Origin of the sequence: Blautia intestinihominis (assembly GCF_040096655.1) — a bacterium.
In the GTDB taxonomy this organism is placed as follows: Bacteria; Bacillota; Clostridia; order Lachnospirales; family Lachnospiraceae; genus Blautia_A; species Blautia_A intestinihominis.
Window position 1 is genome coordinate 63,206 of the sequence record NZ_JBBMEI010000003.1, and the last position, 16,701, is coordinate 79,906.

Genomic DNA, 16,701 nt, shown 5'->3' on the forward strand with positions numbered 1-16,701 from the left:
GATGACCTCCCTTAAAAGTAAATATAGATGCTTTTCCACAATAACTGTTTAATGCTTTACAGTTATAAAAACGCCGGTATTTCTATTGTAAATAAAAATACCGGTGTTTTCAAGAAGTAAATATTATATAATGCGATTTGGCTATATTACATAGCGTTATGAAGAAGTCCAAGGACTGTGTTCAGATCGTTTACTCCCATCTGTCCCGGTGCGGATGCTTTCTTTGCTGCACCAAAAGTCATGGAAGAACCAAATACTTCACCGCAGAGACGGCTGATAACGCCGGTGCCCGCCATGGACATTGTGATGATCGGTCTGTCTGCATAGTCTGTAGCCATTTCCTCTGTTGCAGCCAGAAGTGTGAGAACGTCTTTCTTGTTCTGTGGCATAACTGCAATTTTCGGAATGTCTGCGTTCATGTCCTGCATCTTGCGGAGACGATAGATGATATCTGCTTTTGCAGGAGTCTTGAAGAAGTCGTGGTTGGAAGCGATAACCTTAACGCCTGCTGCGTGAGCACCGTCGATGATCTTCTTAACAATCTCATCACCTGTGAAGATCTCTACGTCGATCAGATCTACATATCCGGTCTGAACTGCTTTGATGTTGAGTTCTGCATAAGCTTCCGGCTCGATCGCTTTCTCGCCGCCTTCTTTGGAAGTACGGAATGTCATAAGAAGCGGGATGTTTCCAAGTGCTGCACGAAGATCCTTGAGTACATCTTCTACTTTTGCAAAATCAAAAACGCCTTCAAACCAGTCTACACGCCATTCAACAACATCAACCGGAATAGAATCAAAGGTTTTTGCTTCTTCGATGATGTCTTCTTTTGTAACACCAACGATAGGAACGATAATCTTCGGTGCGCCTGCGCCGATCTCGATATCACGGATTTTTACTGTATTCATGATTTGGGTCCTTTCTATTTAGTTGGCTTTTCACCCTTGGTTTTCATTTTAGTTCTCTGCTTCAGCAAGTGCAACCATTTTTTTGTAACGGATGTTTACATACAGTCCAAGTACAACACCGACTGCTGTAAGAACGATGTTCATTGTCATAACCTGAGATGGCTGCATTTTGGATGCTGCTGTCAGGATCGTGTAGTTGCAGAGGGAAGATGCGATCATAACGAGCGCGGTTACAGTTCCCTTGATTTTAGGGAAGAGCATGTTGCATACGGAAGTTGCAATCTGCAGAAGTCCGCCTGCGCCTGCCCATCCGATGATGAATGCACCGGCGATCATAAGTGTCTGGCTCTGTCCCATAAGTACAACGATCAGAGTTGCAAGGCAGATAACCGGGTAGATCACGATAAAACGAACGTCTTTGATCTTTCTTGTGAGCAGTGCTGTTACAACAAGTGCGATCAGGGTTCCTGCTGAGTAATAGGTCTGCATGATAGACGGGTCAGCCCAGCCTACGTTTTCTTTTGCAAAGTTCTGTGCACAGTTCAGCCATAACTGGAAAGTACCTGTGCAGGTGAATCCGATCAGGATCATAGCTATGGATTCAAGTGAGAAATGAGTATGTTTCAGGCTGTCGATAAGTCCTTCTTTCTTGCCGGCTGCTTTCTGGTCTGCATCCGGAAGCGGGAACAGGAATACCAGTACAAAAAGTACAAGGTAGATGATTCCACATCCGAAGAATAAACGGTTGTAGGAAGTAAGTCCTGCAGCAGTAGTAGCTACGGTTGCACCGAGTACGAATGGAAGCATCATCTGAGCGATAGCGATGAAGAATTTGATTCCCATTGTAGCAACGCCAGGAGCTTTGTAGATGATCTCGGAAACTGCCGGGTAGATACCTGTGTCAAGGAATGAGTTTGCGATACCGCCGACGATCGCGCATACATAAGCAATTGTGTATCCGCCGTTTGTTCCGGCATTAAATGCGAGTGCCAGACCGACCAGATAGATCGCATAGGAAGCACTTCCAATCGCTGTGGAAATACGGCGTCCTAATTTGTCTGAAAGCGGGCCTGCAAAAGGAAGGGCGATCAGTCGTCCAAGACCTAATGCTGCTGAAATTGCGGTGATTGCCATGGCTTCCACACCCCATGCGGTTGCCAGAGCTTCCTTAATAACTGCCTGTCCTAAGATAGAACATCCAACACCGTGGATAAAATAGTTCAAGTACAGGATCAATGCACTTGGCAGGTACTTTTTGTTCATGGTTCTCTCCTTTTTCTGTGAAACATTTGTTTTTTTTACTTGTGTTTTGTTCTGTCACAAACAATGAATGCCTTTTTTAAATGAAAAGCTTTTATCAAAAGCCTGTTAAAAAAATAACATTTATCTGTATTTTAACAGGTACAATTCGTGTAGTCTAATGCTTTTAAAGCGAAAAACCAATGCATTGAATGCATTAATGTGATATACTAGGAACAAAATTATAATGATTAATGAAAGTAGAAATCCGGGACAGGATATTGGGGAATATATTTATATAGGAGGAATCAATCATGACACTGAATCAGATCTTGTATTTTCAGAAGGTCGCACGGCTGGAAAATTATCATCAGGCAGCAGAAGAACTGTATATTTCGCAGCCGTCTCTGAGCCGTTCCATGGCAGCCCTCGAGAGCGAGCTGGGAGTTGCTTTATTTGAAAAAAAAGGCAGGGGCGTAACACTTACAAAAGCGGGCAAGCTTTTTCTGGAACATGCAGACAGGATTGCAGGAGACTGTGACGTGGCAGTGGGGAAAATGCAGGAACTTTCTTCAGATGGCGGAAAGATCGATATCGGTTATATTTTTCCGCTTGCGGGGCATTATATTCCTCATAAAGTAAGGAAATTTCTGAACCAGGAAGAAAATAAGAACGTAGTCTTTAATTTCTGGCAGAATCATACACCGGCAATTGCCGAGAAGGTTCGTACAGGCGAGCTGGACGTTGGTTTCGGCGGTTATCTCAAGATGGATGATATGGAGTTTTTTCCGCTCAGCGCACAGGAGCTGGTGATCATCACGCCGAAGGAACATCCCCTTTCAGAGATGCAGGAAGTTCCGCTGGTGGAACTGGACCATTACCCGGTGATCGGCTATGAGAGTGCATCCTGGATGGGAACTTATGCCAAGTATCTGTACAGGAAATATCAGGTAAATCCGAATACGATCGTGGAATGTCCGGATGAATATTCTATAGTATCTCTGGTAAGGGAGAATTTTGGTATCGCGCTGATGCCGCAGACGGATATACTTCTGAATGCAGACGGCATCAAGATCCACAAGATCATGGGGCTCGAGATCTACCGCCAGGTTTTTATGTTCTGGATGAAAGACAGATATCGTCTGCCGGCAGTGGAGCGTTTTATCAAATATATGAAGGAACAGCAGGCAGATGATGCAAATGATACCGAAAACGTATCAAAAATTTATTTGAAAGATATTGTTAATTTTTAATACAAAGAGTTATGATAAAGGTGTCACAAACAAAGGATGGCCACTCACATTATGAATATGATGTTAAATGAATAAGGAGATTATTTCATGAAGAGTGAATACCCAAAGATTTTTGAACCTATAACAATCAAAAGAACTACTATCAAGAACCGTATCGCAATGACCCCGATGGGAACAAACTATGGTGAGACAAGCGGTGAGATGAGTAACCGTCACATGAATTATTACTCACTCCGCGCAAAAGGCGGCACAGGTTTAATCATTCTGGAAAATGCCAACATTGAGTATCCGGTAGGATCCAACGGCACCAGCCAGATCCGTATCGACCACGACAGCTTTATGCCGCGTTATTATCAGCTCGTAGAAAACCTTCATAAGAATGGTGCTACAGTAGCGATCCAGGTAAACCACGCCGGAGCTTCAGCCTCTTCTGCAAGAACCGGAATGGAGACCGTTTCTTCTTCCAATATCCCGACAAAGGCCGGCGGAGAAGTTCCGCGTCCGATGACAAAGGAAGAAATCCTTACAACTGTTAAGAAATATGGAGAGGCTGCAAAGCGTGTCCAGGCGATCGGTTTCGATGCGATCGAGATCCACTGCGGACATTCTTATCTGATGAGCCAGTTCATCTCCCCTTACTATAATAAGAGAACAGACGAGTTCGGAGGTTCCGTAGAGAACCGTCTTCGTTTCCCGCGTATGGTACTCGAAGAAGTTCGTAAGAACGTAGGACCTTGGTTCCCGATCATTGTTCGTATCTCCGCAGAAGAGAGAGTACCGGGTGGAAACACTCTGGAAGACACTCTGGAATATCTGGAATATCTCGATGAGTTCGTAGATATGTACGATGTTTCCTGTGCCCTGAACCCATCTCTTCAGTATCAGATCGACTCCAACTACCTTCCGGATGGATGGAGATCCTACATGGCAAGAGCCGTAAAGGACAAATTCAAGAAACCGGTTATCAATGCAGGTAACTACCGTGATCCTAAGATCGTCGAGAAAGTTCTCGAGAGCGGCGATGTAGATATCGTCGGAATGGGACGTGGCCTTATCGCAGAGCCAAACTGGGTTAAGAAAGTTGAGAATGGCGAGGAAGATCTTCTTCGTAAATGTATCTCATGTAATGTTGGATGTGCCGGAAACCGTATCGGTGTTAACCGTCCGATCCGTTGTACAGTCAACCCGGCTGTACCGGAAGGCGATATCTATAAAGCACTCAAAGTCAACAAGAACTGCAATGTTGTAGTTGTTGGTGGTGGTACAGCAGGTCTGGAAGCTGCATGTACAGCAGCAGAAGTAGGCTGTAACGTATTCGTTCTGGAGAAGAAGGATCACCTTGGAGGTCTCTCCACATTCATCTCAGATCTTCCGAGCAAGACCCGTATGAAAGATTTCCCGAAATATCTGGAAGCCCGTGCAGCCAGACTGAAGAATCTTTATGTTTTCCTAAACACAGAAGCAACTGTTGACAAAGTAAAACAGTTCAAACCGGACATCGTTGTAAACGCAACAGGTTCTGTACCGCTTGTCCCGCCGATCAAAGGTCTCAAAGAAAACATCGAGGCCGGAAACGTGGCTACGATCTTTGATATGATCAACAACCTGAACGCCGGCAAATATCCGGATGAAGCATGTAAGGGCAAAAAGGTCGTTGTAGTCGGCGGTGGATCCGTTGGACTTGACGTTATCGAATATTTTGCACCTCGCGGAGCAGAGTGTACGATCATCGATATGCTTCCTCAGATCGGTATGCTTGCAGACCCGATCACCAAATGTTCCATGCGTGAGACTCACGACAAATATGGTGTTAAGGAATATGTAAACACAGCACTTCAGGAAGTGAAGGAAAATGCATTCACAGTAAAACTTCCGGACGGACAGATCAAGGATATGGAATTCGACCTCGGCTTCAACTGCCTTGGAATGCGTTCCAACAACCCGGTACTTCCGGAACTTGAAGAAGCTTTCAATGATACAGATACTTATGTATACACCATCGGTGATTCCGTTCGTGCCCGCCGTATCATGGAAGGTACCATGGAAGGCCGTGCAGTACTGAACGTACTGGAGTCTCAGGGATTCCTGCATCTGGAACCACTTGAATAAATGATACCAAGGGAGCAAAGTTTTTATTAAAAAGAAAAGAGGAAAAAATCATGCCAAACGTAACAGGACATACAGAATTAGTAGGATTAATGGCTTACCCGATCCGTCACACACAGTCTCCGACAACTCATAACCTCGCATACGACAAAAACGGCGATGACGTTATCCAGCTTGCATTTGAAGTAGACAACGATTCCCTCAAAGACGCTGTTCAGAGTATCCGTGCTCTCAAAATGCTTGGATCCAACATCTCCATGCCGAACAAAACTGTTGTTCACAAATATCTGGACGAAGTTGATGAAGCTGCCAAATTATGCGGTGCTATCAACACAGTTGTAAACATGCGTGACGAAAACGGACAGGTTACAGGAAAACTCAAAGGCTACAACACTGACGGTATGGGATACTGGCAGGGACTCAAAGAAGAAGGCATTGATTTCAAAGGAATGAAGATGGTTCTGATCGGAACCGGCGGAGCTGCTACAGCAATCGCAGTACGCGGAGCTCTTGACGGAATCGCAGAGATCGAGATCTTCAACATCAAAGATAAATTCTACAGCCGTGGAGAAGAGATCGTTGACCTGATCAACAAGAACACAAACTGCAAAGCTACAATGAATGACCTTGCAGATCATGACCTCCTCAAAGAAAAAATGCATGCAGCAGATCTGTTCTGCGATGCAACAGGTGTAGGAATGCACCCACTGGAAGACCTTTCCAACATCCCGGACACTTCTTTCTTCAAGAAAGATCTGATCGTAACTGACACAGTTTACGCACCACGCGAAACTGTTATGATGAAACAGGCAAAAGAAGCAGGATGCGAAAAAGTTTACAATGGTATGAGCATGATGCTGTTCCAGGCACTCATCGCCATCAAACTTTACACTGGAAAAGATACTCCGGTAGATTACATGAAAGAAAAACTTGGAATCTAAATAGAAACCAGGAAAGCCATGGGGATGAAACTTCGTCTCTGTGGCTTTTTTAAATGTTCTGCTTGCTTTATCACTTTAAAGTGTGTATAATGAGAGCTATATACAGGTGAGCGAAATCGCCAAATTTTGATACGCGGAAAGGAATATGGATTATGTCAAAACATATCACAGGACACACCGGATTATTATGTTTACTTGGAAGCCCGGTCGCACACAGTGTTTCTCCGGAAATGCACAATGAAGCATGCGATCAGCTGGGGCTGGATTATACATATCTTGCATTTGATGTACCGGAAGATAAGATGCCGGAAGCAGTTCAGGGGCTTCGTACCATGGGCGCAAGAGGCTGGAACATTACCATGCCGGGCAAGAATATCATGTGCAAACTTGCAGATAAAGTATCTCCTGCATCTGAGATTTCAGGAGCATGCAATACGATCGTTAATGATAACGGCGTGCTGACTGCTTACACAACAGACGGTGTTGGATTTATGAGAGCAGTTGCTGAGAACGGTGTAGATATCATCGGCAAGAAAATGACTCTTCTCGGTGCCGGCGGAGCAGCTACAGCGATTCTGGTACAGGCTGCACTGGATGGCGTAGCAGAGATCAATGTGTTTAACGTGAGAGACAACTTCTTCGGAAGAGCTGAGGAGATCGTTGCGAAACTGAATGAGCGCACAGACTGCAAGGTAACTCTGCATGACTTCTCAGATCCGGAAGTACTTCGTGCTTCTATCGCAGAGAGCGCAATCCTTGTAAATGGTACTTCTGTTGGAATGGCTCCGAATGTAGACAGAACGATCATCACAGATACAAGTATGTTCCATAAGGATCTGTTTGTATTCGATGTAATTTACAATCCGCAGGAAACAAGACTGCTCCGTGAAGCAAAGGAAGCAGGATGCAAGACTGGTAACGGTATGTATATGCTGCTGTATCAGGGAGCTGCGTCCTTCAAGCTTTGGACGGGTGAGGAGATGCCGGTGGAGATCATAAAGGAGAAGTATTTCTCTTAGGAAGAGGAAATGTTTGGCTTGAGAAGCCGAAAATAATCGCCAAGGGGACTTCGCAGTCCCCTCGGCACACCCCTCGCCTGGGCTTTCGACGGGACGAATGGTAGTAGGAAAGATACAGAGTTCTTCGTTGTGGAGGACGGGAGGGTGTTGACTTTACTGAGGTTGAAAATTGTGAGGTTATGATTGAGTTAAGGTGGTTTTCGTAGAGGGTGATGCCATCTTTTTTTTGTTTCTTTTTTTATTTGTAGTGGTGAAGATGGAATGGAGGTGTAGGAGAATGGAATCCAGATCAGATGAACTTTATCATGTGTTGTGCGAAAAGGGGTATCCGGACGACTTTTGCCGGGAAATTGCTTATAGGCAGATGAATACGGATTATACGGCTACGCGGATGTTAGGCTACCTCTACCGGGTCTCTGATCCCCGCCCGGAGGACGTAGTAGACGAAATGCTCGCAATCCTGATCGACCGCGAAGCGATTATCAAAAAGAAAGAACTGGAGCACGCTCAGGCAACTATAAATCACGTTTATCGAGAAGGACTGTGAAAATATGAAAACATTAGAGCAATTCAAAGCAGAACAAATGACAGATAGGGAATTCGCTACGAAGTACGAAAAGATTCGCCTTGAACTTGAGAATGAAAAAACAAAAATAGAGGCAGAATATGAATTGAAAAATAATGTGGAATAATAAGAAAAAAGCACTGAAATCATGATGATGTCATGAGTTCAGTGCTTTTTTCTGTTACAGACTACTTAAGAAATGAAAGATCAATCTCCCCATCGAAAACGGTAGTAGCCGGTCCTGTCATATATACAAGGTTTTCCTGGGGGTTCCAGAGGATCTGGAGGTCGCCGCCGAGGAGTTTGACGGTGACTGGTTCACCTTCATCGACGAGTCCGTTCAGAGTGGAGGCTACGGCTACGGCGCAGGCACCGGTGCCGCAGGCGAGGGTTTCGCCGGAACCGCGCTCCCATACACGCATCTGGAGCGTGTGGCGGTCGATGACTTTGACAAATTCTGTGTTGATACGGTCCGGGAAATCAATGTGATTTTCGAATTTCGGGCCGATTTTTTCGATTTCGAGATTGTCGATATCATCCATATATACGATCGCATGTGGATTTCCCATAGAAACACCTGTGATACGGTAAGTAGTACCATCCACATCCAGCGGCTCGTTAATGACCTGCTCTTTGCCGGAAACAATCGGGATCTGGTTTGCAGTCAGGATCGGTGAGCCCATATTTACTTTAACCAGGGCAACCTTGCCGTCATCCCCAAGTGTCAGATCCAGATACTTAATACCGCTCTTGGTTGCAACAGAGATGCTGGTTTTGTCGATAATGCCGTAATCATAAGCATACTTGGCAACGCATCTGATCCCATTTCCGCACATAGCACCCTGAGAGCCATCGAGATTGTACATATCCATTTCACAGTCTGCCACATCAGACGGTTTGATCAGAATTAGACCATCTGATCCGATTCCGAAATGGCGGTCGCTGACGAATTTTGCCACCGCAGACGGATTGGTTACTGTTTCCTTGAAGCAATTCACGTATACATAATCGTTGCCGATCCCGTGCATTTTTGTAAATTTCATATAAATCCTCCTGTTTATTAAATATTCTCCCCATTCAGTTGCAATATCTTTAGTAAAACGCTGGATAAACTTTCCAGCACCATAGAACCATAGTATAACGGAAAAATGTTATAGTTTTGTGAAGATTAACTAAAAAATACTCAAAATTCTTATGAATAACGCCTAAACACTTTCTATAATAATCCGGAATCTACGGAACCAGCTCCTGCATCTTTGGAAACGGTCCGAGACTGCGTTTCAGAATTCCAGTCACCTGTGCGATCAGAATACCATAATTCGTGATCGGCACGCCCTGATCCTGGCAGCATGCGATGCGGTATTTCATTTCGCGTTCATTCAGCATGCAGCCGCCGCAGTGAACGACCATTTTATAGGAAGAAACATCATCCGGGAATTCTGTGCCGGAAGTAAATTCAAATACAGGTTCTTTTCCTGTATAGTTTCGGATCCACTCAGGCATCTTGCAGGTTCCAATATCTCCACATTGACGATGATGCGTACATCCTTCTGCGATCAGGATATGGTCGCCATCCTCGATAGAAGAAAGTGCGGCAACGCCTTTCAGCTGTGTCTCCAGTTCTCCTTTATATCTTGCAAAAAGAATAGAAAACGAAGTCAGAGTGATATTCTCCGGCACATCTTTTGAAACACGCGCAAATGCCTGGCTGTCAGTGACAACCAGTTTCGGACAGACACCCTGCGCCAGAAAATGATCCAGAGTACTTTTTAACTCCGTATCCCGCACAACAAGGGAAAGTGCGCCACGTTCCAGAATATCACGGATCGTCTGCTGCTGCGGCAGGATCAGACGGCCTTTCGGTGCGGCCTTGTCGATCGGGACGACCAGGATCACCAGATCAAGCGGCTCGATCAGATCCTGGATCAGTGGATACTGGTGTGTATCTTCCGGTTTCAGAGTGGCGATCTTTTCTTTTAGTTCCTGGATGTTCATGCCATCAGCTGCACTGGCCAGAACTTCCCCGGCGCGGACTGACATTGCGAGATTCTTGATCTCTTCGACAGAAAGAAGATCAATCTTATTGTAAACAACAAGATACGGAATGTGCTTCTCATGGAATTTATGAAGAAGCGCAAATTCCTCTTCACCCTTTCCAGTGGTGCTGTCCACGACCAGGATCGCAATATCCGTCTTGTTCAGGACCTGATAGCTTTTGCGCACGCGAAGCGCACCAAGTTCGCCCTCATCATCAATCCCCGGTGTGTCAATGACAACCACAGGGCCAAGCGGCAGCAGTTCCATGGATTTGTATACAGGATCCGTCGTAGTTCCCATCACAGAAGAAACGATCGCAAGATCCTGTCCGGTCACAGCATTGATCACACTCGATTTCCCGGCATTTCTTTTTCCAAAAAAACTGATATGTACCCGTTCAGAAGCAGGTGTCTGATTCATTCCCATAACTCTTCCCCCTTTGCCTTCGAAAAAAGATTACAGAAAATAATCCGAAAAAACAGGAAAAATTTACTGCAATATTTTAAATTATGAAAGTGTTTCTTTCTATTATAAGAAAATACAGAAAAATATGCAAGTATGAGAAGTGCATTTCTGCGTAAAAAGCGACAATGCTAAAATTTTTGTATTGCACTAAAAGAAAGAATTGCTTGTATTTTCTGCGGATTATGATACAATAAGAAAAATGAAGAGGAATTATGCATTTTTTCTGCATAAATATTCCAGGAAAACGAGGAGGAAAAGAAGATGAACTTAAAGAAAATCACAGCAATCGCTCTTGGTGCAGTTATGACTGTATCTATGGCAGTACCGACATTTGCAGCAGACGATGTAGAGACCGTTACAGATGGCAAACTTACAGTAGCAACAAGCCCGGACTTTGCACCGTATGAATTCTATTCTATCGATGATGACGGCAACCCGACACTGGCAGGATTTGACATGGATCTGGCTAAGTACATCGCAGACAAGATGGGACTGGAACTGGAAGTAGTTCCGATGGACTTTGACGGTGTATTAAGCGAACTTGCTCAGAAGAACGTAGACCTTGGCATGGCTGGTCTTTCCCCAGATCCGGCACGTGAGGATGCTATGGAGTTCTCAGACCTGTACTATCAGGGTGGACAGTCCTTCGTAACTGTCAAAGACAAAGCAGATCAGTTCAAATCTCTTGAAGATGCAAACAACAAGGATTACTCCATCGGAGCACAGACAGGTTCTATCCAGCTTGATCTTGCAAACGAGAACACACCGGATGCTGATATCGTATCTCTTCCTAAGGTTACTGACCTTATCACAGAGCTTCTGACAGGTAAGATGGATGGTGCATTCATCGAGACAGCAGTAGCAGAGAGCTATCAGAAGAACTATCCGGATCTTGTGATCGTATGTGATGTACCGTATGATACCGTAGGATCTGCAATCGGTGTTTCAAAAGGAAACGATGCACTTCTCAAAGCTGTAAACGCAGCGATCGCAGATGCACTTGATGACGGTTCCATGGACAAATTCATCGCAGATGCAACAGAGCTTGCAGCAGGTCAGACATATGAAGGAACACTGGACGACAACGGTGCAGTTCCGGAGACAGATGACACTGCAGAAGATGCTGAATAAGCAGATCAACCTGACTGGTAATACAAGCAATGGATAATGGATTCCTCCCCAGAACTGATGGGGAGGAATTTTGCTGACGATCAATTTATTACATTATTAAGAAAGGAATTTTTATGGACAGTTTTATTAAATTATCTAATTTTGGCAAAATTGCCCCATATGCACAGCTGTTCAGACAGGGACTTCTGGTAACTGTACTGTTATCCCTGTTCACCGTTGCGATCGGTTTTGTGCTCGCACTGATCCTTGCGCTGATGCGTATGTCAAACATCCGTCCGTTCCGCGCTCTCGCAGTAGACCGTAATGGACATCTGAGAGAGGGAGGACCGCTGGTATGGCTCTCAAAATTCAATCCCCTTTCTTTTATCGCAACTGCATACGTTGAGATCCTTCGTTCCACACCTGTACTGGTACAGATCTTCATCATCTACTATGGTGTGTTCGGAATGATCGACCTTCCGTCTTTCCAGATGTTTGGATTTATCAAATTCAACAGATTTTTCCCTGGTGTCGTTGCACTTGGAATGAACTCCGGTGCTTACCTCTGTGAGATCATCCGTGCAGGTATCCAGTCCATCGATCAGGGACAGACAGAGGCAGCCCGTTCTCTGGGACTTTCTCAGACAATGAACCTGCGTTACATCATTCTTCCGCAGGCACTCAAGAATATCCTTCCGGCGATTGCAAATGAATTCGTTGTTATCATCAAGGAATCTGCGATTACATACACCATCGGTGTACAGGATATCATGTCTGCAGTAAACGCAGTCAAAGGTGCGACCTTTATCATCATCGAGCCTCTGCTGGTAGCAACAGCGATCTATTTCTGCCTGTGCTTCCCGACCTCCAAACTGATCGCATATTTCGAAAGGAGAATGAGCCATGGCGACAAACGATAGTATGATCCAGGTAAAAAACCTCAAGAAACATTATCACAGGGGCGCGATCAAGGCTCTGGATGATGTGACAGTCAACATCAACAAAGGTGATGTTATGGTAGTCATCGGACCGTCAGGTTCCGGTAAATCCACTTTTCTTCGAAGCCTGAACCTTCTGGAAGAGCCGACAGACGGTGAGATCATCTTCAACGGTGTGGATATCACCAAGAAGAAATACAAGGACGCTTCCGGCAAGACTGTAAAGCTCAACATCGACGATCTTCGTCAGAAAATGGGAATGGTGTTCCAGCATTTTAACCTGTTCCCGCATATGACGATCCTTGACAACATGACCCTGGCACCTATGAAGGTCAAAGGTGTTTCCAAAGAAGATGCCGAGAAAAAAGCTCTGGAGCTTCTTGCGCGTGTAGGACTTGCTGACCGTGCCAATGCATATCCGATCCAGCTTTCCGGCGGACAGAAACAGCGTGTTGCGATCGTCCGCGCACTTGCAATGGAACCGGAAGTCATGCTGTTTGACGAGCCGACTTCCGCACTTGACCCGGAGATGGTAGGAGAGGTTTTGGATGTTATGAAAGAACTTGCGAAGGAAGGCATGACCATGGTCGTGGTAACACACGAGATGGGATTTGCAAGAGAGGTTGGAAACCGTGTACTTTTTATGGCAGACGGGAAACTTCTCGTAGACGGAACACCGTCAGAAATCTTTGATAACCCGAGCAACCCGCGTCTGCAGGAATTTTTATCCAAAGTTTTATAAAATCAACAAAGATCAACGAGAAGGTAACCGGAAGATTCTGGTTGCCTTTTCGTGAATAAAGATAAATCATGTCGAAAGAAGGTATTATATTATGACAGCAGAAAAACAGTCTGCACTGCAGACGATCGAAGAAAAAAAAACTCTGATCACCGGTATCGCAGATAAGATCTGGGGATTTGCAGAGCTTTCCCTCCAGGAATTTAAGTCAGCCGAAACCTACTGCGAAGCTCTGGAAAAAGAGGGATTCGAAGTGGAGCGTGGAACCAGCAATATCGAGACGGCTTTTGCGGCATCTTATGGCCACGGACGTCCGTATATCGGAATCCTCGCAGAGTATGACGCGCTTTCAGGGCTTTCTCAGGAAGCAGGTGCAACTGAGCGAAAAGAGATCCACGTCGGCGGTAACGGCCATGGATGCGGACATAACATCCTTGGTGCAGGAGCTTTTGCGGCAGCACTTGGAGTGAAAGCATATCTTGAGAAAAATGACATTTCCGGAACCGTGATCCTCTATGGCTGCCCGGGAGAAGAGGGCGGTGCTGCAAAGGCATTCATGGCGCGTGACGGAGTCTGGAAAAAACTCGACGCAGCCCTTACCTGGCATCCGGAAGACGTCAATGAAGTTGCAACTGGTTCCTCCAACTCCTGTATCCAGACACAGTACAAGTTTACAGGAATCGCCTCTCACGCGGCAGGAGCCCCGGAGATGGGACGAAGCGCCCTTGATGCAGTAGAACTTATGAATATTGGCGTGCAGTTTTTGAGAGAGCATATGAGCGACAAGGCAAGGATCCATTATGCGATCACAGACGCAGGCGGATGCAGCCCGAACGTGGTACAGCCTCGTGCAAGCGTCCTCTATATGGTACGTTCCAATCATGTGGCTGAGGCGGTAGAACTCCAGAAACGTGTCGACAAGATCGCAGAAGGCGCGGCTCTGATGACGGAGACTACTTACGAGAAGAAATTTATCGACGGACTCGCCGATACCGTGAGCAACTTTGCCCTTGAGCGCGTCCTCTATAAAAACTTCAAAGAACTGGGCGTTCCGCAGTACACAGACGAGGAGAATGCTTTCGCGGATGCACTCGCAGAAACCTACGATCACAGCGCGGTTCCTGGTGTTGCGGCAGAAAACGACGAGGAAGCGAAAGAACAGGTGGAGAAGATGCAGAAAGAATATGGACATGCAATGAATGCATTCCTGACACCTCTCTATCAGAAAGATGCGTTCAAAGCAGGGTCTACGGATGTTGGAGATGTAAGCTGGCTGACCCCGACAGCACAGATCCACGTTGCGGCATGGCCAAACGGCTGCCCGGGACACAGCTGGCAGAATGTTTCCTGTGACCGCACAGAGATCGGTCATAAAGCAGCCCTGTGTGCAGGAAAAGTCCTCGCAGCGACCGCGATCGATCTGTTTGAAGATACTTCACTTCTGGATGAAGCAAGAGCAGAGTTTGAAAAACGTACAAAAGATGGATATGTATGCCCGATCCCGAAAGATGCAGTGCCGGTCATCCCGGACTGATCTGGACGATAAAAGAAGATAAAAAAGAACCGGCTCCGGTGCAGGATAAAGCACACGGGAAACCGGTTCTATTTGATTACGGAATAAAATCCTGTTATTCGGCTTCTTCCATTTGGGCACGAAGGGCACTTAATTCCTTCATTTCCTTATAACAGTATTTTATGATCTCCTTACGGGTGATGATGCCGATAAAAGACCCCTTGTCATCTATGACAGGAACATAGTTCTGGTTGATGGCACGATCCAGAAGATCCTCCATATCTGCGTCCGCATGAACCGGCTTGTAAGTGGCACGGCGCGGGATCGCCATGATGGAAACATCCTCCATCTGCTTCAGGTCTGTGATATTGATGTTGAGACGCTTGATTCCCCACAGAAGATCTCCCTCGGAGATCGTTCCGGTGTATTTACCTTCTTTGTTAAGGATTGGGATACAGGAGAATTTTCGGTGCTCCATCTTCTCGACGGTCTGACGAAGTGTTTCGTCCTCAAATATATAAGCAACGTCACTCTTAGGTGTTAAAAAAAACAAAATATTCACAATCAGTACCTCTGTCTTTCTATACTCATTCAGTGTATCTGGCTTGGTTTATAGTTCAGATGCTCTTATTATGATAGTATGCAGGGTACAGAATGTCAATTGTTTAAATATTAAAAATTGGTGAAAAATCACTATAAATCCTGAAAAACAAGAAGGTTTTACAGCAGATTTACTCCGCCTTCCTCTGCTGCTTTGCGCACAGATTCCGGCCAGATGGATACATGTACTTCACCGATATGAGCTTTGCGGAGGAAGAACATACAGATACGGGACTGGCCGATACCGCCGCCGATGGTGTATGGCAGTTCTTTGTTAAGGATCGCTTTCTGGAATGGAAGCTCTCTGCGGTCGTCACAGCCTGCTTCTGTGAGCTGGGAGTCAAGAGAATCCTCATCAACACGAATACCCATAGAAGAAAGCTCCAGAGCGATATCAAGAACCGGATAGTATACAAGGATATCTCCGTTCAGTTCCCAGTCATCGTAGTCCGGGGCACGTCCGTCGTGACGCTCTCCGTTGGATAAGGTCTTACCAACCTGCATAAGGAAGACAGCACCTTTCTCCTTGACGATCTTGTATTCTCTTTCCTTTGGTGTCAGGTCAGGATACATGTCAACCAGTTCCTGAGTGGAAACGAAAGCGATTTCTTTAGGAAGGATCTCTTCAATGTAGTCATACTGGACAGCCATGTATTTCTCTGTCTTGCGGAGAACGCTGTAGATGGAGCGAACGGTGTTGATCAGAGTTTCCATGGTACGTTCTTCTTTGGAGATGATCTTCTCCCAGTCCCACTGGTCTACATAGACGGAGTGGATGTTGTCGAGATCTTCATCACGACGGATCGCGATCATGTCAGTATACAGTCCTTCGCCGTGAGCGAAGCCATATTTCTTGAGTGCGTAGCGTTTCCATTTGGCAAGGGAGTGTACGATCTCAGCGTTTTCTTCCTGTCCTTTGATGTCAAAGCTTACAGGACGTTCTACGCCGTTCAGGTTATCGTTGAGACCTGAAGACGGGGATACAAAAACCGGTGCAGAAACACGGAGAAGATTCAGCTTCTGGGCGAGGGTCTGCTGGAAAAAGTCTTTGACTGTTTTAATTGCAACCTGTGTATCATGCAGATTCAGATCTGAATGATAACCGGCAGGGATTTTAATTTCATCCATAATATTTCCTCCTCAAATTTTACTAGGCTTAATTATAGCAAGAATTTAAAGGTATTGCAATTTTAACCTTGCATTATTTTGAAAATGAGTCTAAAATAAATGTTACTGTCCGCATGATCTGACCACGTAAATGATGCTTG

Annotated in this window: 16 protein-coding genes; 10 read left to right on the forward strand and 6 right to left on the reverse strand. The window is 45.5% G+C overall.

The features are described 5' to 3' along the window. Positions 1-146 precede the first annotated feature (146 nt). Both aroD and WMO75_RS01935 read right to left on the reverse strand, forming a co-directional pair. Complete coding sequence (aroD, locus tag WMO75_RS01930) at positions 147-908, reverse strand: type I 3-dehydroquinate dehydratase (protein WP_349077518.1); 762 nt, start codon at positions 906-908, stop codon at positions 147-149. Positions 909-956: 48 nt separating this feature from the next. Continuing rightward, positions 957-2,171: an MFS transporter gene (locus WMO75_RS01935; protein WP_022215380.1), complete on the reverse strand. Its 1,215-nt coding sequence runs from the start codon at positions 2,169-2,171 to the stop codon at positions 957-959. 290 nt (positions 2,172-2,461) lie between these two features. Between WMO75_RS01935 and WMO75_RS01940 the strand changes: the two genes are divergently transcribed. From WMO75_RS01940 to WMO75_RS01965, 6 genes are all read left to right on the forward strand, one after another. Beyond that, positions 2,462-3,400 (forward strand): LysR family transcriptional regulator, encoded by a 939-nt coding sequence (locus WMO75_RS01940; protein WP_022215379.1) that lies wholly within the window; start codon positions 2,462-2,464, stop codon positions 3,398-3,400. An 87-nt stretch (positions 3,401-3,487) separates the two neighbouring features. Further along, positions 3,488-5,509, forward strand: coding sequence for an oxidoreductase (locus WMO75_RS01945; protein ID WP_118698613.1), 2,022 nt, complete (start codon positions 3,488-3,490; stop codon positions 5,507-5,509). Between the two features lie 47 nt (positions 5,510-5,556). Next, positions 5,557-6,447: a quinate/shikimate dehydrogenase gene (locus WMO75_RS01950; RefSeq protein ID WP_334290851.1), complete on the forward strand. Its 891-nt coding sequence runs from the start codon at positions 5,557-5,559 to the stop codon at positions 6,445-6,447. A 152-nt stretch (positions 6,448-6,599) separates the two neighbouring features. After that, complete coding sequence (aroE, locus tag WMO75_RS01955; protein WP_118698614.1) at positions 6,600-7,466, forward strand: shikimate dehydrogenase; 867 nt, start codon at positions 6,600-6,602, stop codon at positions 7,464-7,466. Positions 7,467-7,743: 277 nt separating this feature from the next. Further along, positions 7,744-8,013: a hypothetical protein gene (locus WMO75_RS01960; protein WP_118698615.1), complete on the forward strand. Its 270-nt coding sequence runs from the start codon at positions 7,744-7,746 to the stop codon at positions 8,011-8,013. Positions 8,014-8,017: 4 nt separating this feature from the next. After that, the gene (locus tag WMO75_RS01965; RefSeq protein WP_158565281.1) at positions 8,018-8,158 is read left to right on the forward strand and encodes a hypothetical protein; all 141 of its coding nucleotides are present in this window, start codon (positions 8,018-8,020) and stop codon (positions 8,156-8,158) included. A 61-nt stretch (positions 8,159-8,219) separates the two neighbouring features. On the opposite strand, the gene dapF is transcribed toward WMO75_RS01965, so the two are convergent. Together dapF and hydF are read right to left on the reverse strand one after the other, a co-directional pair. Further along, positions 8,220-9,074 carry a diaminopimelate epimerase gene (dapF, locus tag WMO75_RS01970; protein ID WP_118698616.1) on the reverse strand — a complete coding sequence of 285 codons (855 nt, stop codon included), beginning with the start codon at positions 9,072-9,074 and terminating at the stop codon, positions 8,220-8,222. A gap of 190 nt (positions 9,075-9,264) precedes the next feature. After that, positions 9,265-10,494: a [FeFe] hydrogenase H-cluster maturation GTPase HydF gene (gene hydF / locus WMO75_RS01975; RefSeq protein WP_118698617.1), complete on the reverse strand. Its 1,230-nt coding sequence runs from the start codon at positions 10,492-10,494 to the stop codon at positions 9,265-9,267. A gap of 300 nt (positions 10,495-10,794) precedes the next feature. Here hydF and WMO75_RS01980 point away from each other — a divergent pair, with 300 nt between their 5' ends. The 4 genes from WMO75_RS01980 (at position 10,795) to WMO75_RS01995 (ending at position 14,854) form a co-directional block, all read left to right on the forward strand. Further along, a complete protein-coding gene (locus WMO75_RS01980) occupies positions 10,795-11,664 on the forward strand; it encodes a transporter substrate-binding domain-containing protein (RefSeq protein ID WP_022215371.1) in 870 nt (289 codons plus the stop codon). 113 nt (positions 11,665-11,777) lie between these two features. Further along, entirely contained in the window at positions 11,778-12,563 is a 786-nt protein-coding gene (locus WMO75_RS01985) for an amino acid ABC transporter permease (RefSeq protein ID WP_022215370.1), read from the forward strand. Then, positions 12,547-13,323 (forward strand): amino acid ABC transporter ATP-binding protein, encoded by a 777-nt coding sequence (locus tag WMO75_RS01990; protein WP_022215369.1) that lies wholly within the window; start codon positions 12,547-12,549, stop codon positions 13,321-13,323. Before WMO75_RS01985 ends, WMO75_RS01990 begins: the two co-directional genes overlap by 17 nt. Positions 13,324-13,414: 91 nt before the next feature. Beyond that, positions 13,415-14,854, forward strand: a complete 1,440-nt coding sequence (locus tag WMO75_RS01995) for a M20 family metallopeptidase (RefSeq protein ID WP_227222226.1) — start codon at positions 13,415-13,417, stop codon at positions 14,852-14,854. A gap of 94 nt (positions 14,855-14,948) precedes the next feature. Here WMO75_RS01995 and WMO75_RS02000 read toward each other — a convergent pair whose 3' ends face one another. Together WMO75_RS02000 and asnA are read right to left on the reverse strand one after the other, a co-directional pair. Beyond that, positions 14,949-15,395 carry a CBS domain-containing protein gene (locus WMO75_RS02000; protein ID WP_022215367.1) on the reverse strand — a complete coding sequence of 149 codons (447 nt, stop codon included), beginning with the start codon at positions 15,393-15,395 and terminating at the stop codon, positions 14,949-14,951. 158 nt (positions 15,396-15,553) lie between these two features. Next, positions 15,554-16,561 carry an aspartate--ammonia ligase gene (gene asnA, locus WMO75_RS02005; RefSeq protein WP_227222225.1) on the reverse strand — a complete coding sequence of 336 codons (1,008 nt, stop codon included), beginning with the start codon at positions 16,559-16,561 and terminating at the stop codon, positions 15,554-15,556. Positions 16,562-16,701 lie beyond the last annotated feature (140 nt).